This window comes from Polaromonas aquatica, from assembly GCF_050626995.1.
GTDB classification, from domain to species: domain Bacteria; phylum Pseudomonadota; class Gammaproteobacteria; order Burkholderiales; family Burkholderiaceae_C; genus Polaromonas; species Polaromonas aquatica_A.
Genome location: NZ_CP192467.1, coordinates 3,247,453 through 3,265,644 on the forward strand (window position 1 = coordinate 3,247,453; position 18,192 = coordinate 3,265,644).

General features: G+C 62.6%; 19 protein-coding genes and 3 tRNA genes. 13 read left to right on the forward strand and 9 right to left on the reverse strand.

From position 1 onward, the window contains the following. Window positions 1-50 precede the first annotated feature (50 nt). On the reverse strand, window positions 51-1,382 hold the full coding sequence (gene argG, locus ACQ4MS_RS15570) for an argininosuccinate synthase (RefSeq protein ID WP_431095542.1): 1,332 nt from the start codon (window positions 1,380-1,382) through the stop codon (window positions 51-53). Between the two features lie 88 nt (window positions 1,383-1,470). Beyond that, window positions 1,471-1,797, reverse strand: a complete 327-nt coding sequence (locus tag ACQ4MS_RS15575; RefSeq protein ID WP_431095543.1) for a pyrimidine/purine nucleoside phosphorylase — start codon at window positions 1,795-1,797, stop codon at window positions 1,471-1,473. Between the two features lie 169 nt (window positions 1,798-1,966). Between ACQ4MS_RS15575 and ACQ4MS_RS15580 the strand changes: the two genes are divergently transcribed. Beyond that, on the forward strand, window positions 1,967-2,542 hold the full coding sequence (locus ACQ4MS_RS15580; RefSeq protein ID WP_431095544.1) for an RNA polymerase sigma factor: 576 nt from the start codon (window positions 1,967-1,969) through the stop codon (window positions 2,540-2,542). Continuing rightward, complete coding sequence (locus ACQ4MS_RS15585; protein WP_431095545.1) at window positions 2,542-3,321, forward strand: anti-sigma factor; 780 nt, start codon at window positions 2,542-2,544, stop codon at window positions 3,319-3,321. Before ACQ4MS_RS15580 ends, ACQ4MS_RS15585 begins: the two co-directional genes overlap by 1 nt. 75 nt (window positions 3,322-3,396) lie before the next feature. Here ACQ4MS_RS15585 and ACQ4MS_RS15590 read toward each other — a convergent pair whose 3' ends face one another. Both ACQ4MS_RS15590 and ACQ4MS_RS15595 read right to left on the reverse strand, forming a co-directional pair. Further along, window positions 3,397-4,110, reverse strand: coding sequence for a glycine zipper 2TM domain-containing protein (locus tag ACQ4MS_RS15590; RefSeq protein ID WP_431095546.1), 714 nt, complete (start codon window positions 4,108-4,110; stop codon window positions 3,397-3,399). A 197-nt stretch (window positions 4,111-4,307) separates the two neighbouring features. Continuing rightward, window positions 4,308-4,652, reverse strand: coding sequence for an ArsC family reductase (locus tag ACQ4MS_RS15595; RefSeq protein WP_431095547.1), 345 nt, complete (start codon window positions 4,650-4,652; stop codon window positions 4,308-4,310). A 199-nt stretch (window positions 4,653-4,851) separates the two neighbouring features. On the opposite strand from ACQ4MS_RS15595, the gene pip reads away from it, so the two are divergent. The 11 genes from pip to ACQ4MS_RS15650 all read left to right on the forward strand — a co-directional run bounded on the left by pip (window position 4,852) and on the right by ACQ4MS_RS15650 (window position 14,224). Next, window positions 4,852-5,823, forward strand: coding sequence for a prolyl aminopeptidase (pip, locus tag ACQ4MS_RS15600; protein ID WP_431095548.1), 972 nt, complete (start codon window positions 4,852-4,854; stop codon window positions 5,821-5,823). A 135-nt stretch (window positions 5,824-5,958) separates the two neighbouring features. After that, window positions 5,959-7,266 carry a bifunctional tetrahydrofolate synthase/dihydrofolate synthase gene (folC, locus tag ACQ4MS_RS15605; protein ID WP_431095549.1) on the forward strand — a complete coding sequence of 436 codons (1,308 nt, stop codon included), beginning with the start codon at window positions 5,959-5,961 and terminating at the stop codon, window positions 7,264-7,266. A gap of 91 nt (window positions 7,267-7,357) precedes the next feature. Further along, entirely contained in the window at window positions 7,358-8,155 is a 798-nt protein-coding gene (locus ACQ4MS_RS15610) for an SPOR domain-containing protein (RefSeq protein ID WP_431095550.1), read from the forward strand. 18 nt (window positions 8,156-8,173) lie between these two features. Continuing rightward, on the forward strand, window positions 8,174-8,659 hold the full coding sequence (locus tag ACQ4MS_RS15615; RefSeq protein WP_431095551.1) for a CvpA family protein: 486 nt from the start codon (window positions 8,174-8,176) through the stop codon (window positions 8,657-8,659). 34 nt (window positions 8,660-8,693) lie between these two features. Then, window positions 8,694-10,223: an amidophosphoribosyltransferase gene (gene purF, locus ACQ4MS_RS15620; protein WP_431095552.1), complete on the forward strand. Its 1,530-nt coding sequence runs from the start codon at window positions 8,694-8,696 to the stop codon at window positions 10,221-10,223. Window positions 10,224-10,225: 2 nt separating this feature from the next. Further along, on the forward strand, window positions 10,226-11,443 hold the full coding sequence (locus tag ACQ4MS_RS15625; protein WP_431095553.1) for an O-succinylhomoserine sulfhydrylase: 1,218 nt from the start codon (window positions 10,226-10,228) through the stop codon (window positions 11,441-11,443). An 8-nt stretch (window positions 11,444-11,451) separates the two neighbouring features. Beyond that, window positions 11,452-12,846: a glutamate--tRNA ligase gene (gltX, locus tag ACQ4MS_RS15630; protein WP_431095554.1), complete on the forward strand. Its 1,395-nt coding sequence runs from the start codon at window positions 11,452-11,454 to the stop codon at window positions 12,844-12,846. A 74-nt stretch (window positions 12,847-12,920) separates the two neighbouring features. Further along, a tRNA-Ala gene (locus ACQ4MS_RS15635) sits at window positions 12,921-12,996 on the forward strand. Between the two features lie 78 nt (window positions 12,997-13,074). Then, window positions 13,075-13,150 (forward strand) — tRNA-Glu (locus ACQ4MS_RS15640). A 103-nt stretch (window positions 13,151-13,253) separates the two neighbouring features. Beyond that, a tRNA-Asp gene (locus ACQ4MS_RS15645) sits at window positions 13,254-13,330 on the forward strand. Between the two features lie 234 nt (window positions 13,331-13,564). Then, on the forward strand, window positions 13,565-14,224 hold the full coding sequence (locus tag ACQ4MS_RS15650) for a DUF1345 domain-containing protein (RefSeq protein WP_431095555.1): 660 nt from the start codon (window positions 13,565-13,567) through the stop codon (window positions 14,222-14,224). A 33-nt stretch (window positions 14,225-14,257) separates the two neighbouring features. On the opposite strand, the gene ACQ4MS_RS15655 is transcribed toward ACQ4MS_RS15650, so the two are convergent. From ACQ4MS_RS15655 to ACQ4MS_RS15675, 5 genes are all read right to left on the reverse strand, one after another. Further along, window positions 14,258-14,578: a hypothetical protein gene (locus ACQ4MS_RS15655; protein WP_431095556.1), complete on the reverse strand. Its 321-nt coding sequence runs from the start codon at window positions 14,576-14,578 to the stop codon at window positions 14,258-14,260. A gap of 108 nt (window positions 14,579-14,686) precedes the next feature. Continuing rightward, on the reverse strand, window positions 14,687-14,857 hold the full coding sequence (locus tag ACQ4MS_RS15660) for a hypothetical protein (RefSeq protein ID WP_431095557.1): 171 nt from the start codon (window positions 14,855-14,857) through the stop codon (window positions 14,687-14,689). Further along, window positions 14,854-15,804, reverse strand: coding sequence for a DMT family transporter (locus ACQ4MS_RS15665; RefSeq protein ID WP_431095558.1), 951 nt, complete (start codon window positions 15,802-15,804; stop codon window positions 14,854-14,856). The genes ACQ4MS_RS15660 and ACQ4MS_RS15665 overlap by 4 nt, the downstream gene beginning before the upstream one ends. Then, window positions 15,801-16,322, reverse strand: coding sequence for a methylated-DNA--[protein]-cysteine S-methyltransferase (locus ACQ4MS_RS15670; RefSeq protein WP_431095559.1), 522 nt, complete (start codon window positions 16,320-16,322; stop codon window positions 15,801-15,803). The genes ACQ4MS_RS15665 and ACQ4MS_RS15670 overlap by 4 nt, the downstream gene beginning before the upstream one ends. A 203-nt stretch (window positions 16,323-16,525) precedes the next feature. Continuing rightward, window positions 16,526-18,034 carry a DNA-3-methyladenine glycosylase 2 family protein gene (locus tag ACQ4MS_RS15675; RefSeq protein WP_431095560.1) on the reverse strand — a complete coding sequence of 503 codons (1,509 nt, stop codon included), beginning with the start codon at window positions 18,032-18,034 and terminating at the stop codon, window positions 16,526-16,528. Between the last annotated feature and the right edge of the window lie 158 nt (window positions 18,035-18,192).

Below are 18,192 nucleotides of genomic sequence, written 5' to 3' on the forward strand. Positions count from 1 at the left end.
GCCCGCCAAGCTTTCACTTGGCGGGCTTTGTCTTTACGGCTTGAGTTGGCTTACTTGCCCAACTTCAAAAAATCATCCCCCTTGCCTAACTCCAACATCCCAGCATTGGAATAAATCCCCAGCTTGGCACGGGTGTCAGTGATGTCCAGGTTGCGCATCGTCAATTGCCCAATCCGGTCCAGCGGCGAGAACGGCGCGTCTTCCACCTTTTCCATGCTCAGACGCTCAGGCGCGTAGGTCAGGTTGGGTGATTCGGTGTTGAGCAGCGAGTAGTCGTTGCCGCGGCGCAGTTCCAGCGTGACGGTGCCGGTGATGGCGCTGGCGATCCAGCGTTGGGCGGTTTCGCGCAGCATGATGGCCTGGCTGTCGAACCAGCGGCCCTGGTACAGCAGGCGGCCGAGCTTGCGGCCGTTGTCGCGGTATTGCTCGATGGTGTCTTCGTTGTGGATGCCGGTGACCAGGCGCTCATAGGCGATGAACAGCAGCGCCAGGCCGGGGGCTTCGTAGATGCCGCGGCTCTTGGCTTCGATGATGCGGTTTTCGATCTGGTCGCTCATGCCCAGGCCGTGGCGGCCGCCGATTTCGTTGGCCTTGAGGATCAGGCTCACGAGGTCAGGGTAGTGCACGCCGTTAAGTGCAACGGGGCGGCCTTCTTCAAAGGTCACGCTGACTTCTTCTGCCTTGACGACGCAGTCGTCTTTCCAGAAAGGCACGCCCATGATGGGGTTGACGATCTTGATGCCGCTGTTGAGGTTTTCCAGGTCTTTGGCTTCGTGCGTGGCGCCCAGCATGTTGCTGTCGGTGCTGTAGGCTTTTTCGGCGCTCATCTTGTAGCCAAAGCCGTTGGCCGTCATGAACGCGCTCATCTCGGCGCGGCCGCCCAGTTCGTCGATGAACTGCTGGTCCAGCCAGGGCTTGTAGATCTTCAGCGCGGGGTTGGTCAGCAGGCCGTAGCGGTAAAAGCGCTCGATGTCGTTGCCCTTGAAGGTGGAGCCGTCACCCCAGATGTTCACGTCGTCCTGCTTCATCGCGCTGACCAGCATCGTGCCGGTCACTGCGCGGCCCAGCGGCGTGGTGTTGAAGTAGGTGACGCCGGCGGTGGTGATGTGGAAGGCGCCGCTTTGCAGCGCGGCAATGCCTTCAGCGGCGAGCTGCGGGCGGCAGTCGACCAGGCGGGCCTTGATGGCGCCGTATTCCATGGCCTTGCGCGGAATCTCGTCGTAGTCGGCTTCGTCGGGCTGGCCCAGGTTGGCGGTATAGGCGTAGGGCAGGGCGCCCTTCTGTTTCATCCACAACAGCGCGGCGCTGGTGTCCAGGCCGCCAGAGAACGCGATGCCGACCTTTTGGTTGGCGGGGATGTTTTGGAGAATGGTGTTTGACATGAAAAGTGCCTCTAGCCCTTGTGAAATGTGCGCAAGCAGCTATGAATAAAGGAGCGAAGGATCGGTAGGGGGTGGACTTAGACGCTTTTTAACCGAAGTGGCAGATGTAGTGGTAGGCCTGGTCGGCTTCGGAGACGCGGATGTCGAATTTGGCGTTGCCGGGCACGCTGAACTTTTCGCCGGCCGAGGACCTGACCCAGTTGTCAGTGCCGGCCAGCTTGTACTCGCAGGCGCCGGCCACGCATTCCATGATCTCGGGCGCGCCGGTGTTGAAGGTCAGGCTGGCCGGAAGGATCACGCCGACCGATTTTTTGCTGCCGTCGGCGAAGGTGATGCCGTGGCTCACGCATTTGCCGTCAAAGTAGACGTTGGCCTTGGTGGTCACGCTGATGTTGTCGATTTTTTCGGTAGGCATGGGTAAGGGCTGAAAAAGTAGGTGGGCCGCCTTGGCCAGGGTGTAACCGCGGATTCGCCGGATGGCGCCAAAGCTGTTGATTTTAGGTCACGCGGCCCCGCGCCTGCGGGTGCGTTGAATCCGTTTGGCGATTCACTGCGTATTCCCCGGATACCGGAGAATGTCGTTTATGAAACCAGAAAGCCCGGATAGTCATTTGATCGCCCTGATTGACCGGGTCGGCCAGGCCGATGAGCTGGCTTTGCGGGAGCTGTACGAGCTGACCTCGTCCAAGCTCTACGGCGTGGCGGTGCGTGTGGTGAGTAACCGTGAATGGGCCGAAGACGTGCTGCAGGAGGCATTCATCACGATCTGGCGCGTCGCGGGCGACTACAAGGCGACGCTGTCACCGCCCATGGCCTGGATGGGGCTGGTGGTGCGCAGCCGGGGCCTGGATTTCCTGCGGCGCCGCACTTCGGACCGCGCCGACCTGATGCAGGAGCTGGACGATGTGATTTCCGACACCGTAGCCGGGGACTCACCCAACCCGATGGATACGACGCAGGCCAGCGAGCAGGCCTGGGCGCTGCATCAGTGCCTTGGCAAGCTGGAGCACAAGCAGCGTGAAGTGGTGAGCTTGGCGTATTTGCGAGATTTGAGCCACGGCGAGCTGGCTGAGCAGCTGAAGCTGCCTTTGGGTACCGTCAAAACCTGGATCCGGCGCGGATTGGAGCAACTGCGCGGTTGCATGGCGAGGTTTGCCTGATGAATATTCAAAATAACTCCGCTCTCATGGACCAATTGGCGGCCAGCTACGCGCTGGGCACGCTACGCGGCGGCGCGCGCCGCCGCTTTGAAGCGTTAGCGCGCGACAACGCGACCTTGCGCGCCGCGGCGCTGGTCTGGCAAAGCCGCTTGTCGTCCGTGGCCGAGCTCCAGCCACTAGAAGCTCCCAGCCCCGCCGTGTGGAAGCGCATTGAAAACCTCGTCAGGGCCGACAAGGAGGCGCGCGCGATGCAGGCTGCGCGCGGCGCTGCGCCTCCGGTTGCTGCGGGCGGCTGGTGGTCCAGCCTGGGCTTGTGGCGCGGTGGTGCTGCGGCGGGCCTGATCGCCACGGTCGCGGCCATCGTCGTCGGACTGAATGTGAACGGCCGTTTAAGCGGTCAGGTGAATGAGTTGACGGCCAAACTCACGGCCACGCCCGAGATCGAGTACGTGGCCGTGCTGACGGATGACAAGGCGTCGGCCTCGCTGCTGGTGACGTTTGACCCGAAGAACAAAACCCTGGTGCTCAAGCGCGTGGGCGGATTCCGGGAGCAACCCGACAAATCGCTGGAGCTGTGGGCCTTGCCGCCCGGCGCGGCGCCCAAGTCGCTGGGGGTGCTCAATGCGGATCCGGTGGTGCGCCTGGCCGCTGCGGGCACCGACATGCGGCAGGTGCCGACGCTGGCCATCACGCTGGAGCCCAAGGGCGGGGTACCGCCTGGCAGCGGGCCTACCGGGCCGGTGCTGTTCAAGGGCGCCTTGATCGAGACGCCGAAATAAGGGCCATTAAAAAAGCGGGCAACAAAAAAGGGCGCTGATAGCGCCCTTTTTTTGGTTAACCCGGAACCGCTGGCCTTAGCGCCAGTGACGGTGTCCGTGTCCGTGGCCATAGCCCCGGCTGTAGCCGAAGTTCAGCGACAGGCCGATAGGCGCGTAGTAGGGCTGGTAATAGGGGCGAGGGTAGTAAGCCGGGTAGACCACGGGGGCGACAACGGCGGGCTGTACATAGACGGGCGCCGGCGCCGGCTGCACATAAGTTTGGGGCTGTGGCTGCTGGGGCGCGGACTGGAAGGTCTGGGGCGCGGGTGTCATGGCGCCGACCGGCGTGACCTGCAGGCGCACGTACTGGCCGGGGTCGTTGGCCATCTGCGTGGTGTACTGCGTGCCCTGGTATTCATAGACCACGTTGTAGTGGCTGGGGCGGTTCTCGTAATAGGTCTGCGTCGTGCATTGCTGCATGTTCTGGACCTGGTTGTTCGAGCCTTCGATGCGGTCGCCAACAATGGCGCCGCCCACCAGCCCGATCATGGTGGCGACGGCACGGCCGCCGCCGTTGCCGATGGCGTTACCGGCTGCGCCGCCGGCAATGGCGCCCATCAATGCGCCAGCACCCGAGCTCGGCTGCTGGACGACGACGGGCTGGTTGCTGCAAACCTGGCGCGGTACAGCCACTTGCTGCACAACCGGCGTGCTGGAAATCACCCGCGCCAGGATGTCCATGGCGGAGGCGGGCACGGCTGCCAGCCCGGAGGCGGCAGCAAGAGCAGAGAGAACAAGCGTTTTTTTCATGATCAAACCCTTTTCAGCAAGTGGCTGAAGTTGCGCCGCCGGAGAAGTCACCCGTGGTTGGGCGTTGGCTCGGGCGGCAACCGTAATTTTAGTAAGTCAGAGTCATTTTGGGGCTCGGAGTTCGGTAAATCGACGGTAAAGCTGACCTTTGGACGCAAAACAGGCTGCAAAACGTGACCGGCTGGCCGGTTGTGCGTTCAAACCCTTGCTGCCCAGCCCTGAGCGTCAAAACCGACGGTAACGTCCTTGCCCCAGTCCACTACTGGCCGCTTGATGACGCTGGGGTTGGCCAGCATCAGCGTTTGGGCACTGGCGCTGTCATGCACGCTGGCCTGTAGCGCCGGGTCCAGCTTTCGCCAGGTGGTGCCCTGGCGGTTCAGCAGCTTTTCCCAGCCTGCCGCCTGGGCCCATCGCGCGAGCTGGTCAGGGGGCACGCCCTGTTTCTTGAAGTCGTGAAACTGGTAGTTGATACCTTGCTCACCGAGCCATGCGCGGGCTTTTTTGACGGTGTCGCAATTGGGGATGCCGTAAAGAATGATCATGGCCTGATTTTCGCAGATTTAAGAGAAAAAGGCCTTCTGGCCAAGCAGTACCGGCGCGAGCAGCTATCAAATTTATAGCGTTATCGCAAAGGCCGGTGAGGGCCTGGGTGCGCGGGCAGGCCTTTGGCAAGGCTGGAATAATGAAGAACGCCGACCGGCACAACCTTTTTGCCATCTTTTTGCATGGATGCCCTGCCTTATGACCGCTGCTTCAGCCACGCTCACTGCCCCCGCCGTTCTTTACCCGCCCCTGGAGCCCTTTCGCACCGGCGTTCTTGAAACCGGCGACGGCCATTCGGTGTACTGGGAGCTGTGCGGCAATCCCAAAGGAAAGCCGGCGGTGTTCTTGCATGGCGGCCCGGGCGCCGGCTGCTCGCCCGAGCACCGCCGCCTGTTCGACCCGGAACGCTATTGCGTGCTGCTGTTCGACCAGCGCGGCTGCGGCCGCTCCCGCCCCAGTGCTTCGCTAGAGAACAACACCACCTGGGACCTGGTCGCCGACATCGAGCGGCTGCGAACCCTGCTGGGTGTGGAACGCTGGCTGGTGTTCGGCGGCTCCTGGGGCAGTGCGCTGGCGCTGGCTTATGCGCAGGCTCACCCAGCCCGGGTGTCCGCGCTCATCGTGCGGGGCATTTTTGCGCTGCGCCGGGCTGAGCTGCTCTGGTACTACCAGGAGGGGGCATCCTGGTTGTTCCCTGATCTGTGGGAAGAGTTTGTCAAACCCATTCCCCAGGCAGAACGCGGCGACCTGATTGCCGCCTACCGCAAACGGCTGGTGGGTACCAACCGCGCTGCGCAACTGGCGGCTGCCCGGGCCTGGAGCCTGTGGGAAGGCCAGACCATTACGTTGTTGCCCGACCCGTCCTTTACCGCCCAGCACGGCGACGACGCCTTTGCCCTGGCGTTCGCCCGCATCGAAAACCATTATTTCGTGCACGCAGGCTGGCTGGAAGAAGGCCAGCTGATCCGCGATGCGCACAAGCTGGCCGGAATCCCCGGAGTCATCGTGCAGGGCCGCTACGACGTGGCTACGCCGGCCAAAACGGCCTGGGACCTGCACCGCGCCTGGCCCGAGGCTGAATTCCACATGATTGATAACGCCGGCCACGCCTTCAATGAGCCCGGCATCCTGCGCCAGCTGATCGCCGCCACCGACCGTTTCGCAGGCTGACCCCCGTTTTCTTTATCAGCAGGGGCCGCGGTCCGGCTTTGCCGGCCGCAGGCGCCGCCCCCTGCAAGGGGGGAGGGCGCTACACGCAGTGAGCGTCAACGGGGGTGTACATGCCCTGCGACAATAGGAGGCTGTATGCAAAACCTCACAACTCTCGACGACTGGCTGGCCTACTGCGAGCACCTGCACCCCGTCGGTATCGACATGGGCCTGACCCGCATCAGCGCCGTCGCCAAGCGCATGGGCCTGGCTTTTGACTGCCCCATCATCACCGTGGCAGGCACCAACGGCAAAGGCTCGACTTGCGCGATGCTTGAAGCCATCCTGCTGGAGGCGGGCTACCGCACCGGCGTTTTCACGTCGCCGCACCTGGTGCATTTTGAAGAGCGCTGCCGGGTGCGGGGTGACATCGTGAAGGCCGCCGATCTGGTGACCCAGTTCGCGCGCGTCGAGGCGGCCCGCACGCAGGGTGAAGCGGTCTCGCTCACGTATTTCGAGTTCACCACGCTGGCCATCCTGCAACTGCTGGCCGATGCCAAGCTGGACGTCGTCATCCTCGAGGTCGGCCTGGGTGGCCGGCTGGACGCCGTCAACATGCTGGACGCCGACTGCGCGGTGATCACCAGCATCGACCTGGACCACATGGAATACCTAGGCCCCGACCGCGAAAGTATTGGCCGCGAAAAGGCCGGCATCATGCGCGCCGGCAAGCCGGTCATCGTGAGCGATCCGGTGCCGCCGCAAAGCATCGTTGACCACGCGGCCGCAGTGGGGGCTGACCTGTGGCGATTTGGTACGGACTTCAATTTCTCGGGCGACAAGCAGCAGTGGGGCTGGGCCGGGCGCGGGCGCAGGTATGCCGGCCTGGCGTACCCGGCCTTGCGCGGCGCCAACCAGCTCGTCAATGCCTCGGGTGTGCTGGCGGCGCTGACAGCCCTGCGCGACCGCTTGCCGATCACGGCCCAGGCGGTGCGCAATGGCCTGTCAATGGTCGAATTGCCCGGCCGCTTCCAGATCGTGCCCGGCCAGCCGACGCTGGTGCTGGACGTGGCGCACAACCCGCATTCGGTGGCCGCGCTGGCCGAGAACCTCGACGCCATGGGCTTTTACCCGTGTACCCACGCGGTGTTTGGCGCCATGGCCGACAAGGACCTTGCGCCCATGCTGGCGCGCGTGGGCCCGTTGATCGACAAGTGGTACTTCACTGATTTGCCGACTTCCCGGGCTGCTACTGCCGAGGATTTGCAGGCGAAGTGGCAGGCAGCAAATACCCGGCCTGATGCCAGCGCCGGCACTTACAAATCCCCCGAAGCGGCGCTACAGGCGGCAGTCAAGGCCGCAACCCCCGCTGATAGAATTGTCGTGTTCGGCTCCTTCTATACGGTGGGCGGCATTTTGAAGGACGGTGTACCGCGTCTTTCGGCCCCGCACCTGGCCGCCTGAGCCGGACAAGCCGGCCCGCAACGCGTTCACAAAAGGGCCGCCAGCCCACGTTCACCGTTAACGTCACCCCTTATCGGATCCAAGCCACACCATGCCGTTTTTCAACTTCCGCCGGGGCGGCTCCAACGCTGCCTCCACTGCCGGGTCAGCCGCTCAAACGGAAAGCGTGGAAGTGATCCGCAAGCGTGCCAAACACCGGCTGATCGGCTCTGCGGTGCTGGTGTTGATCGGCGTGCTGGGTTTTCCGCTGCTGTTTGACACCCAGCCCCGGCCGATTCCGGTCGATATCCCGATTGAAATTCCCGGCAAGGGCACGGTCAAGCCGCTGGTGATTCCCGGGCCGGCCAGCGCCCCGGTGGCCACCCCTGCATCTGCACCCAAGCCCGCCGAAAAAGTGGCCGCGGACGCCAGCCTGGCGCCCAAGGAAGAAATTCTTGCATCAAAACCGGCGTCAGCCCCAGTCGAATCTGCGCCGGCAGCTATCAAAAACGAAGCAAAGCCTGAGACCAAACCGGACGTGAAACCTCCGGCCAAACCGGAAACCAAGCCAGAAACCAAACCGGCCAAGCCTGCGGCGGGCGACGATGCCTCACGCGCTGCCGCCTTGCTCAATGGCACCGCCGCGCCAGCCGCCGCCAAACCGCCCCCAAGTGACGCGGAAGGCCGCTTTGTGGTTCAGGTCGGCGCGTTTGCCGATGTGGCCAAGGCCCGTGAAGCGCGCCTGAAGGTGGAAAAAACCGGCATGAAAACCTATACGCAAGTTGCGGAAACCAAAGACGGCAAGCGCATCCGGGTTCGCGTGGGCCCGTTTGCCAGCAAGGCCGAGGCCGACAAGGCGGCGGCCAAGATCAAGGCCCTTGATTTACCCGCGGCCATCCTGACCTTGTAATAAGTACTCTGGTGATTCGTGACAGCTGTTGACTGGATTTTGCTGGGAGTGCTGGTTTTTTCCATGCTCCTGGGTGCCTGGCGGGGGCTGGTGTACGAGGTGTTGTCGGTGCTGGGGTGGGCGGTGTCGTTTTATGTGGCGCAATGGTTTGCGCCGGATCTTGCCGCCAGGCTGCCACTGCAGTCCGCCGCCGACCCGGTGCGTTATGCGGCGGCCTTTGTGCTGATATTTATTGCAGCGGTGTTTACCGCGGGTTTGTTGGCTTTTTTGCTGAAGAAACTGGTGGCAGCCGTCGGCCTGGCGCCGATAGACCGGGTGCTTGGGGCTGGTTTTGGCGTGTTGCGCGGCATTATTTTGTTGCTGGCCGCCACGGTGGTCATCAACATGACGGCATTGAAGTCCAGCGACTGGTGGGTGCAGTCCAACGGTGCGCCGATATTGACGGTCATGCTCAAAGCCCTGAAGCCGATGCTGCCAGAACAGTTTGCCAAGTATTTAATTTAACTTTCAAGAGTCAACTCATCATGATCGGAACACCATGTGCGGGATAGTCGGCGTCGTCAGCAAAGCCCCGGTCAATCAACTGATTTATGACGGCCTGCTGCTGCTGCAGCATCGCGGCCAGGATGCCGCAGGCATCGTCACGCAGCAAGGGCGCAAGTTCTACATGCACAAGGCCAAGGGCATGGTGCGCGACGTTTTCCGCACGCGCAACATGCGTGCGTTGCCGGGCACGGTCGGCTTGGGCCAGGTGCGCTACCCCACGGCCGGAAACGCCTACAGCGAAGACGAAGCCCAGCCGTTCTACGTCAACGCGCCTTTTGGCCTGGTGCTGTCGCACAATGGCAACCTGACCAATGCGGCTGAACTCAAGGCCGAGCTCTTCAATACCGACCATCGCCACATCAACACCGACAGCGACTCCGAAGTGCTGCTCAATGTGCTGGCGCATGAGCTGGAAAAAACCACACGCGGCCTGCCGCTCAAACCAGTGGACGTGTTTGCCGCCGTGCGCGGCGTGCACAAGCGTGTGAAGGGCTCCTACGCCGTGGTGGCACTGATCGCCGGCCACGGCCTGCTGGCGTTTCGCGATCCGTTCGGCATTCGCCCGCTGTGCATCGGTCACGGGCAGAACGAAGACGGCACGACTGTGATGGTGGCCAGCGAATCGGTGGCCCTGGAGGGTACTTCGCACCAGTTCGAACGTGACATCGCCCCCGGTGAAGCGGTGTACGTGGACCTCGAAGGCGTGGTGCATGCCGAGCAGTGCGCGCCCAGCGCCAAGCTCAACCCCTGCATCTTTGAATTTGTTTACCTGGCGCGGCCCGACTCCGTGCTGGACGGCATCTCGGTCTACCAGGCCCGCCTGAACCTGGGCGAGACGCTGGCCAAGCGCGTGGTCTCCACCGTTCCGCCCAGCGAGATCGACGTGATCATCCCAATCCCCGAATCCAGCCGCCCGAGCGCGACGCAGCTGGCGCACCTGCTGGGCATTCCGTACCGCGAAGGGTTCGTCAAGAACCGCTATGTCGGCCGCACCTTCATCATGCCGGGACAGGGCGTGCGCAAGAAGTCCGTGCGCCAGAAGCTCAACGTGATTGCCAGCGAATTCAAAGGCCGTAACGTGCTGCTGGTAGACGACTCCATCGTGCGCGGCACGACCAGCCGCGAGATCGTGCAGATGGCGCGCGACGCCGGTGCGCGCAAGGTCTACCTTGCCAGCGCCGCGCCGCCGGTGCGTTACCCCAACGTGTACGGCATCGACATGCCCACCCCGGGCGAACTCGTGGCACATGGCCGCACCGTCGAAGAAATCCGCGAAGTCATTGGCTGCGACGCGCTGATTTACCAGGACGTCGAAGGCATGAAGCGCGCCATCGGCTCGCTCAACGGCAAGCTCGATGGTTTTGACGCCTCTTGCTTCGACGGCGTCTACATCACGGGCGACGTCACGGCCGAAACCATTGCCGCGATGAATTCCCAGCGCGCCGATACCGCCGAAAAAATCGGCGAAGACAGCGACGTCGATGTGTCCCGCCTGGCATTGCCTAATCCGCAGGAAGCCTGAGCATGACCAAAAAAAGAGAATTGCCGCGCAACCTGCACCGCGACACGCTGGCCGTGCGCGTGGCGCTGGAGCCCAGCCAGCACGGTGAAAACTCCGAAGCGCTGTACCTGACCAGCGGCTTTGTGCAGCCCGACGCCGAAACCTCGGCGCGGCGTTTTGCGGACCCGACGGAGGGCTATACCTACGGCCGCACCTCGAACCCCACGGTCACGAGTTTTGAGCGCCGCCTTGCGGCTATGGAAGGCACGGAAGCCGCCATAGGCGCGTCCACCGGCATGGGCGCCATCCTGATGATGTGCATGGGCCTGCTGAAATCCGGTGACCATGTCATTTGTTCGCGTTCGATGTTTGGTTCGACGATTGCACTGATCGGCCGTGAGTTCGGCAAGTTCGGCGTTGAGACCACGTTTGTGTCGCAGACCGACATCAGCGAGTGGAAGGCTGCCTTGCGTCCCGGCACCAAGCTGCTGTTCGCCGAAACGCCGACCAATCCGCTCACCGAGGTCTGCGATATCCGGGCATTGGCTGACCTGGCGCACAGCGTGGGCGCACTGCTCGCAGTCGACAACTGCTTTTGTTCGCCCGCCTTGCAACGCCCGGCGGAATTCGGCGCCGACCTCATCATGCATTCGGGCACCAAATACCTGGACGGTCAGGGCCGTGTGATGGCGGGAGCGCTCTGCGGACCGTCCAAACTGATCGTCGACGTGTTCGGCCCCATCGTGCGCACCGCCGGCATGACGCTGGCGCCCTTCAACGCCTGGGTTGTGCTCAAAGGGTTGGAGACACTGAACATCCGCATGCAGGCGCAAAGTGCCAATGCATTGGCAGTTGCCAGGTGGCTGGAAACGCAGCCCGCCGTGGCGCGTGTGTACTACCCCGGCCTCGAATCACATCCTCAGCACGAGCTGGCCATGCGCCAGCAATCGGGGCTGGGCGGTGCGGTGCTGTCTTTCGACGTGCGCGGCGACACACCGGAAACGGCGCGTGCCAACGCCTTCAAGGTCATCAACAGCACACAGGTGCTGAGCATTGCAACCAATCTCGGCGATACCAAAACCATCATCAGCCATTCGGCCACCACATCGCACGGACGCCTCAGCGAAGAGCAGCGCCTGGCCGCCGGCATCGGCCAGGGCCTGGTGCGCGTAGCCGTCGGGCTGGACCACGTGGACGACATCAAGGCCGACCTGTCCCGCGGCCTTAGCCTCATCGCATGACTGCAGTAATGACCCAAAAGACCCGCACCCGTTTCGCCCCTTCCCCGACCGGATTTATCCACCTCGGCAACATTCGCTCCGCGCTGTATCCGTGGGCGTTTGCCCGCGCCACCGGCGGCGACTTCATCCTGCGCATCGAAGATACCGACGTCGAGCGGTCCAGCCAGGAAGCCGTCGACGTGATCATTGAAGGTATGCGCTGGCTGGGGCTCAATCACGACGAGGGGCCTTTCTTCCAGATGCAACGCATGGACCGCTACAAGGCCGTGCTTGCGCAGATGCGCGCCGACGGACTCGTCTACCCCTGCTACATGAGCGTGGCCGAGCTCGACGCCCTGCGCGAGAAGCAGATGGCTGCCAAAGAGAAACCGCGTTATGACGGCACCTGGCGTCCCGCGCCCGGCAAGACCTTGCCGCCCGTGCCTGAGGGCGTGCAGCCGGTGCTGCGCTTCATGAACCCGCAAGGCGGCAGTGTGGTGTGGGACGACAAGGTCAAGGGCCGCATCGAGATCAGCAACGACGAACTCGACGACCTGGTGATCGCGCGGCCCGACGGAACGCCGACCTATAACTTCTGCGTGGTGGTCGACGACATCGACATGGCCATGACCCACGTGATCCGCGGTGACGACCATGTGAACAACACGCCGCGCCAGATCAACATCTTCAAGGCCCTCGGCAAAGAGCCGCCGGTGTATGCGCACCTGCCGACCGTGCTCAATGAGCAAGGCGAAAAGCTCAGCAAGCGCAACGGCGCCAAACCGGTGACGCAGTACGCCGCCGAAGGTTATTTGCCCGACGCGATGGTCAACTACCTGGCGCGCCTGGGCTGGAGCCACGGTGACGACGAAATCTTCAGCCGCGAGCAATTCATTGAGTGGTTCAACCTCGACCACCTGGGCAAGAGCGCCGCGCAGTTTGACGAAGCCAAGCTGCGCTGGGTCAATGCCCAGCACCTGAAGGCCATGGCCGACGACAAGCTGGCCGAGGCGGTCGCTCCTTTTCTTGCTGCGCAGGGCGTGACCGGCCTGGATGCCGCGCACATTGTTCGTGGCTGCGGCTTGTTCAAGGACCGTTGCAGCACGCTGGTTGAACTGGCCGGCTGGCTCAAGCTGCTGGTGACCGGCGGTGAACCCAGTGCGCAGGATATTGCGACACATGTGACCGATGCCGTGCGCCCGGCGCTCGCCAAGCTCTCAGAGGCGTTGAGCACTGTCGAGTGGAACAAGGCCGCGATTTCGGCCGCCATCAAGCAGGTGCTGGCCGACACGGGCCTGAAGATGCCGCAGCTGGCCATGCCCGTGCGCGTGCTGGTCATGGGTACCCCGCAAACCCCGTCTCTCGACGCGATTCTGGAGCTCATGAAGCGTGAAGATGTGGTCTCCCGGTTGAAGCTTGTTTGAGGATTTGAAAAAGAGCAAATTTTCGGGCTATAATTCAAGGCTCGACAATTGCAGGGAAACCTCAATAACTTGACGGGGGTATAGCTCAGCTGGGAGAGCGCTTGCATGGCATGCAAGAGGTCAGCGGTTCGATCCCGCTTACCTCCACCAAAAGTTAGTCGCGAAGAATTTGAGAGTTTGCAGGCCAATGTGTAAAAACAAAGGCCTGTCCGGAAGTTCCAAGGTTTTGACCCCATCGTCTAGAGGCCTAGGACACTACCCTTTCACGGTAGGTACCGGGGTTCGAATCCCCGTGGGGTCGCCAGCATTCATCACGCCCAGCGCGTGATGCCCAAGGCGCAAGTTGACAACCGCCGGCCCGCAATGGCCAGCGACTTGGCTCGAAAGAGCGAATGTTGTCACTACCAGGAGTGGTAGTTCAGTTGGTTAGAATACCGGCCTGTCACGCCGGGGGTCGCGGGTTCGAGTCCCGTCCACTCCGCCAGTCTCTAAAAGGGTTAGCAAGAACTTACTTGCTAGCCCTTTTTCTTTGGGCGTCCCGTTGTGGAAAATGCCGCAGGGACTGGGCTGCGGCTACATCGACGATGTAACGGGCATGCGGCTGTATCCGCACTCATATGGGCCGGATACAAAGACGCACAAAAGTCAGCGATGCGGTTCTCAAGGCTGTCCAACATCCATGCCTTGAAGAGGGGTCTTTGCTGGCTCACAATGCGCCATGCGCAAACACCTGTCCGAAACCAGCGCGCTCCAGCGCCTGATCGCCGGCCTGGCGGCCGGGCTGGCTACCGCGGCGCTGCCACTTCCCACCGTCTGGCAGTTTCGCGGCCTGCTGGGCTGGTGTGTAGGTGTTGCGATTTACCTGGCACTGGCCTGGTGGCTGTGTGTGCGTTTTGACGCCAAGCGCACACGCGAACGCGCACAGGCGCAGGACGAGCCGAGCGTGGTGTTGTTTTTTCTGATGCTGCTGGCCACCATGGCCTGCGTGGCGGCCATCACGGTCATGATGCAGCAGTCCCGCAGCCTGTCGGGGATGGAACGTACGCTGCACATCGCATTGGCCATTGCGGCGCTGGCGGCTTCATGGCTCTTTATCCAGACGATCTTTGCGTTCCGATATGCGCACCGCTACTACTTCGAAGAAAAGCAGAATGAGCCTGATGGCCCGGGCCTGCAGTTCCCCGGCGGGATGGATCCGGATTACTTTGATTTTCTTTACCACGCCCATGTCGTGGGCATGACGTCGCAGGTCTCCGACGTACAGGTCACCTCGCGCGAAATGCGCCGGCTCACGCTGATCCATAGCGTGCTGTCTTTCGGTTTCAACATGCTGATACTGGCGCTCAGCATCAATGTGGTGGCGGGCTCGCTGCAGTAGAACCCGTGAAGGGTGGTGGTTTCACCAGGGCCGCTATTCGTCCCACGGGCCAGTGCCAATCTGGAAAAGGAGCTCGAGTCCACCCCGCGTCGTGTAGCTGAAGACGAGCCCGGACCCGCAACGGATCGCCGACAGCCTTCCATCCTCAACAATGGACAGTGAAACGTCGGCGACAACACTCGCCAGCGAGACTTCGGCGTACACGTCCAGAATCTCCCCATTGGGAAGGGTAAGCAGTTGCTCCGTGCCCAGGGAATAGAAGTCCGGGTCGGACATCTTCGGAATGGCGATGAGGACCTCGGGAAGGTCATCGTCTCCAAACGTGATGCGAAGTTGCGTGGTGCTTGATTCCATGGGACCTCGGCTTAGGTCGGTCTGCGGAGACTCCACCGCAGGGTAGAGCCGCCGTTTCGCGATCTTTTACCACGCCGAATTCACATTTGCGAACCTGCGGCATGCGCATTACAGCTGAAACAGCTGCTTTTTGAGCGCCATCTTCTCCCTCTTGCGCAGGCTGGCTTCAGATTTACGGTGCGAGCCGGCCTTGCGCTGTGCCGCGGCCGGCACCAGCGGGTTGCGCGGCTTGGGCACAGCCAGCTTGATTTTGAGTTTGGTCTTGCGGGCCGAGGTCATCGCTGTACGGGGGCCTGGCGGCCAAGCTTGAGCAGGCCGGTCGACAGCGCCGTGCCGCACACAATCACCACGGCGCAGATCACCATCCAGGCGGTCACGCTCTCACCCAAGAACAGCACGCCATAGATCACCGCGAACACCGGCACCAGAAAAGTGACTGATAGCGCGCGTGGCGGGCCGGCATTTTCAATCAACCGGAAAAAGAGGATGTAGGCCAGGCCCGTGCAGACCACGCCCACCGCCAGCAGCGCCAGCCAGGCATTGACGCCTGGCATTTGTGCCGGCCACAGCCAGGCGGCCGGCAAGGCCAGGCCCAGCGTGGCGCCGATCTGGCTGCCGGCGGCTGTCACCAGCGGCGGCATGCCCGTCAGGTAGCGCTTGGTGTAGCTGGCCGAGATGCCGTAACACACGCAGGCAAAAAGACAGGCCAGCACGGCCCAGCCGGGTGCGATGCCCGAAGCGTCGGGTTTGAAGGTGGCCTTGTCCCAGGCCAGCATGGCGACGCCGGCAAAGCCGACGACGAGGCCCAGAATGCGCGAGGCGTTTGGTTTGTCTTTCAACCAGAGCCAGGCGATCAGCGCGCCGAACATCGGCACCGTGGCATTCAGAATGGCCGACAGCCCCGTGGTAATGGACAGCAGCGCGAACGCAAAGCAGGCGAACGGAATGCCCGAATTGAGGATGCCGATGAAGAAAACTTTCTTCCAGCTCTTTCCCAATTCGGGCAGCAGGCCGCGCAGCCACACGATGGGCAGCAGGAACAGCGCCGCAATCCCGACACGCACAGCGGCCGTGGGCAGGGGACCGAACTCCACCGCACTGATGCGCGTGAAAAGAAAGGACGAGCCCCAGATGGCCGCCAGCATTACGAAATCAGCAGCCCAGCTTTTTGGGGTGGCAAGAGTTGCGCCCGCTGGCGCTGCGATACCAGAAGGAGTGGAGCTCACTGCATGCTCCCCTGAAGTGCGCCTTCGAGCTGCAGCAAGGCGGTCTTGCGGTGCAGCCCGCCTGCGTAGCCAGTGAGTGAGCCGTCGGCTCCCAGCACCCGGTGGCAGGGCACGATGACGCTGACCGGGTTGCGCCCGACGGCGGCGCCTACGGCGCGCACAGCTTCCGGCTTGCCGATACGCTGGCTCACCTGGCCGTAGCTGAGGGTGCCGCCTTGCGGAATGGCCAGCAACGCCTGCCATACCGACTGCTGGAAGGCTGTTCCGTAGCCCAGGTCCAGGGGCAGGTCAAACATCCTGCGCGTGCCGGCATAGTATTCCGTCAGTTGCGAAATGGCTTGCCTGAGCACGGAATGGTTCGGGTCTTCGCGCCATACGTAAGGTTTCACGAGCTGTGGCGGCAGATGGCGCTGGCCGGCAAACCAGGTGCCGGCGAGGCCTTTGTCCGTCGCTGCAATGATCATTTCCCCCAGAGGGCTGGAGAAGGTTGTCTGGACGATGGAGTTGTCGAATTTCATCTTGTTCCCCTTTGAATGGTTTCGAGTTTCTGCCTTATCAGGTCTTTTTCAGCCCTGAATGGGCGGCTTCAATGGACTTGTCTCTTTGCGGGCGAAGACTGGCTCGATCATTCACTGTCGATGTTCGCGCCAGGGCGCCGTACCGTCCAATGAAATCGAAGCGTTGCATTCATTCCCCGAACGCATGAATCACTGCGTTGCTCTCAGCCGGGGCGCTCCAGCGTTCCGCTCCAGGCGCGGATCACCGCGTAGCTGCGCCAGGGTTTCCAGGCGGCAGAGGCTTTCTCGGCCTCTTTCGCAGGGTTCTTCGTGTCTTGCACGCCCAGGGCCTTGTGCAGCGCCACGTCCCCCGCTGGAAATGCGTCGGGCCAGCGCAGCGCCCGCATGGCGATGTACTGCGCCGTCCAGTCGCCGATGCCGGGCAACGCCTTCAGCGCCGCCACCGTCGTGCTGATGTCTGCGCCGCTGTGCAGTTGTAGCCGCTTGTCCGCCACCGCCTGCGCAATTCCCACGATGGCAGCCTGACGTTGCCTGACGATGCCCAATTGCCCCAATGCGTCGCCACTGGCCGCAGCCAGCACGGCTGGCGCGGGAAAGAGTCGCGTCAGCTCCGGCCAGGGCGTTTCCACCGGCTCGCCAAAGCGGTCCACCATGCGCTGGGCCAGTGTGCGGGCCGCGGCCACGGTGATCTGCTGGCCGAGCACTGCGCGGACAGCCAGCTCGTAGCCGTCCAGCGCACCTGGCACACGCAAGCCGTCGCCTTCCGGAAAGCTGGCATGCAGCACGCTGTTGATGGTGGCCGGGTCGGCGTCCAGGTCAAAGGTGGTGCGTACCCGGCGAATCACCAGCGGCAGCACTTCGCGCAGCGAGTCACTCACGCGCAGCACCAGCTGTGAGCGGCTTTCGTCAAAGCTTGCCAGCAGCCAGCCTGCATGCAGCTTGCCGCCTGATTCGATGCTGAAAGTCCGGCCCAACGCCGGATGTGCCGCTTCGGCCGTGACGAACTCAATGGCACTGATGCAACGTTTGCTGAAAAAGGCCAACATGGCCTGCACGTCATAGGGCGGGCGGTAGCCCAGCCGCACGGTGACGCCTTCGCCGACTTCGCCGACGCGAGCCGGGCCCTGGCGCCGCAACTGCGTGGGGTTGAGTTTGTAGTGCTCTACAAAGGCGGCGTTAAAGCGCCGCACGCTGGCGAAACCGCTGATGAGTGCAATCTGCGTGATCGGCAGGTTGGTGTCGGCCAGTAACTGCTTGGCCGTATGCAGCCTGTGCGTCTGCAAATACTGCATGGGCGAGACGCCGAACTGCGCCTCGAAAATGCGCCGCACGTGGCGGTCGCTCACGCCCAGTTTGGCGGCCAGCTTTTCGACCGAAGGGCCTTCTTCAGCCCAGACTTCAGACTCGTCCAGCAAGCGCGCCGCCTGATGCGCCAGGATGTACGACGCATCCTGGATAGACCACACGACCGAATGTGGCGCCAGCTCGGGCCGGCAGCGCAGGCAGGGGCGAAAGCCCGCGTTTTCCGCTTGCGCTGCATGGTGAAAGAAACGGCAGTTTTCCCGCTTGGGCGTTTTTACATTGCAGACCGGCCGGCAGTAGATGCCGGTGGAGGTCACGCCGGTGAAAAAACTGCCGTCAAAACGCGCGTCCCGCGCCTTCAGGGCGAGGTAGCAGTCGTCGTCGGCAAGAGAGGTGTTTTCGCGGTCCATGGAAGAAATGATACGCCGCAGGGTGCTTCTTACTAGCCGTTTTCGGACATGTCCCTTTTGCCGGAAATCCCCCTCAAAAATGCCCCTCGTGGCCTTCCGCGAGCTCCTGTTAGATACCAGTTTGCATCGGCTTTCCATAGTCTGAACGGGCCCCCTGG

Excerpts from the sequence above, each read along its gene's own strand:
- purF (WP_431095552.1), top strand. The coding sequence starts at position 8,694 with ATGTGCGGGATAGTCGGCGTCGTCAGCAAAGCCCCGGTCAATCAACTG.
- ACQ4MS_RS15585 (WP_431095545.1), top strand. The coding sequence starts at position 2,542 with ATGAATATTCAAAATAACTCCGCTCTCATGGACCAATTGGCGGCCAGC.
- ACQ4MS_RS15575 (WP_431095543.1), bottom strand. The coding sequence starts at position 1,797 with ATGCCTACCGAAAAAATCGACAACATCAGCGTGACCACCAAGGCCAAC.
- ACQ4MS_RS15670 (WP_431095559.1), bottom strand. The coding sequence starts at position 16,322 with ATGAAATTCGACAACTCCATCGTCCAGACAACCTTCTCCAGCCCTCTG.
- argG (WP_431095542.1), bottom strand. The coding sequence starts at position 1,382 with ATGTCAAACACCATTCTCCAAAACATCCCCGCCAACCAAAAGGTCGGC.
- folC (WP_431095549.1), top strand. The coding sequence starts at position 5,959 with ATGCAAAACCTCACAACTCTCGACGACTGGCTGGCCTACTGCGAGCAC.
- ACQ4MS_RS15675 (WP_431095560.1), bottom strand. The coding sequence starts at position 18,034 with ATGGACCGCGAAAACACCTCTCTTGCCGACGACGACTGCTACCTCGCC.
- gltX (WP_431095554.1), top strand. The coding sequence starts at position 11,452 with ATGACCCAAAAGACCCGCACCCGTTTCGCCCCTTCCCCGACCGGATTT.
- ACQ4MS_RS15660 (WP_431095557.1), bottom strand. The coding sequence starts at position 14,857 with ATGACCTCGGCCCGCAAGACCAAACTCAAAATCAAGCTGGCTGTGCCC.
- ACQ4MS_RS15590 (WP_431095546.1), bottom strand. The coding sequence starts at position 4,110 with ATGAAAAAAACGCTTGTTCTCTCTGCTCTTGCTGCCGCCTCCGGGCTG.
- ACQ4MS_RS15580 (WP_431095544.1), top strand. The coding sequence starts at position 1,967 with ATGAAACCAGAAAGCCCGGATAGTCATTTGATCGCCCTGATTGACCGG.
- pip (WP_431095548.1), top strand. The coding sequence starts at position 4,852 with ATGACCGCTGCTTCAGCCACGCTCACTGCCCCCGCCGTTCTTTACCCG.
- ACQ4MS_RS15650 (WP_431095555.1), top strand. The coding sequence starts at position 13,565 with ATGCGCAAACACCTGTCCGAAACCAGCGCGCTCCAGCGCCTGATCGCC.
- ACQ4MS_RS15655 (WP_431095556.1), bottom strand. The coding sequence starts at position 14,578 with ATGGAATCAAGCACCACGCAACTTCGCATCACGTTTGGAGACGATGAC.
- ACQ4MS_RS15610 (WP_431095550.1), top strand. The coding sequence starts at position 7,358 with ATGCCGTTTTTCAACTTCCGCCGGGGCGGCTCCAACGCTGCCTCCACT.
- ACQ4MS_RS15625 (WP_431095553.1), top strand. The coding sequence starts at position 10,226 with ATGACCAAAAAAAGAGAATTGCCGCGCAACCTGCACCGCGACACGCTG.
- ACQ4MS_RS15595 (WP_431095547.1), bottom strand. The coding sequence starts at position 4,652 with ATGATCATTCTTTACGGCATCCCCAATTGCGACACCGTCAAAAAAGCC.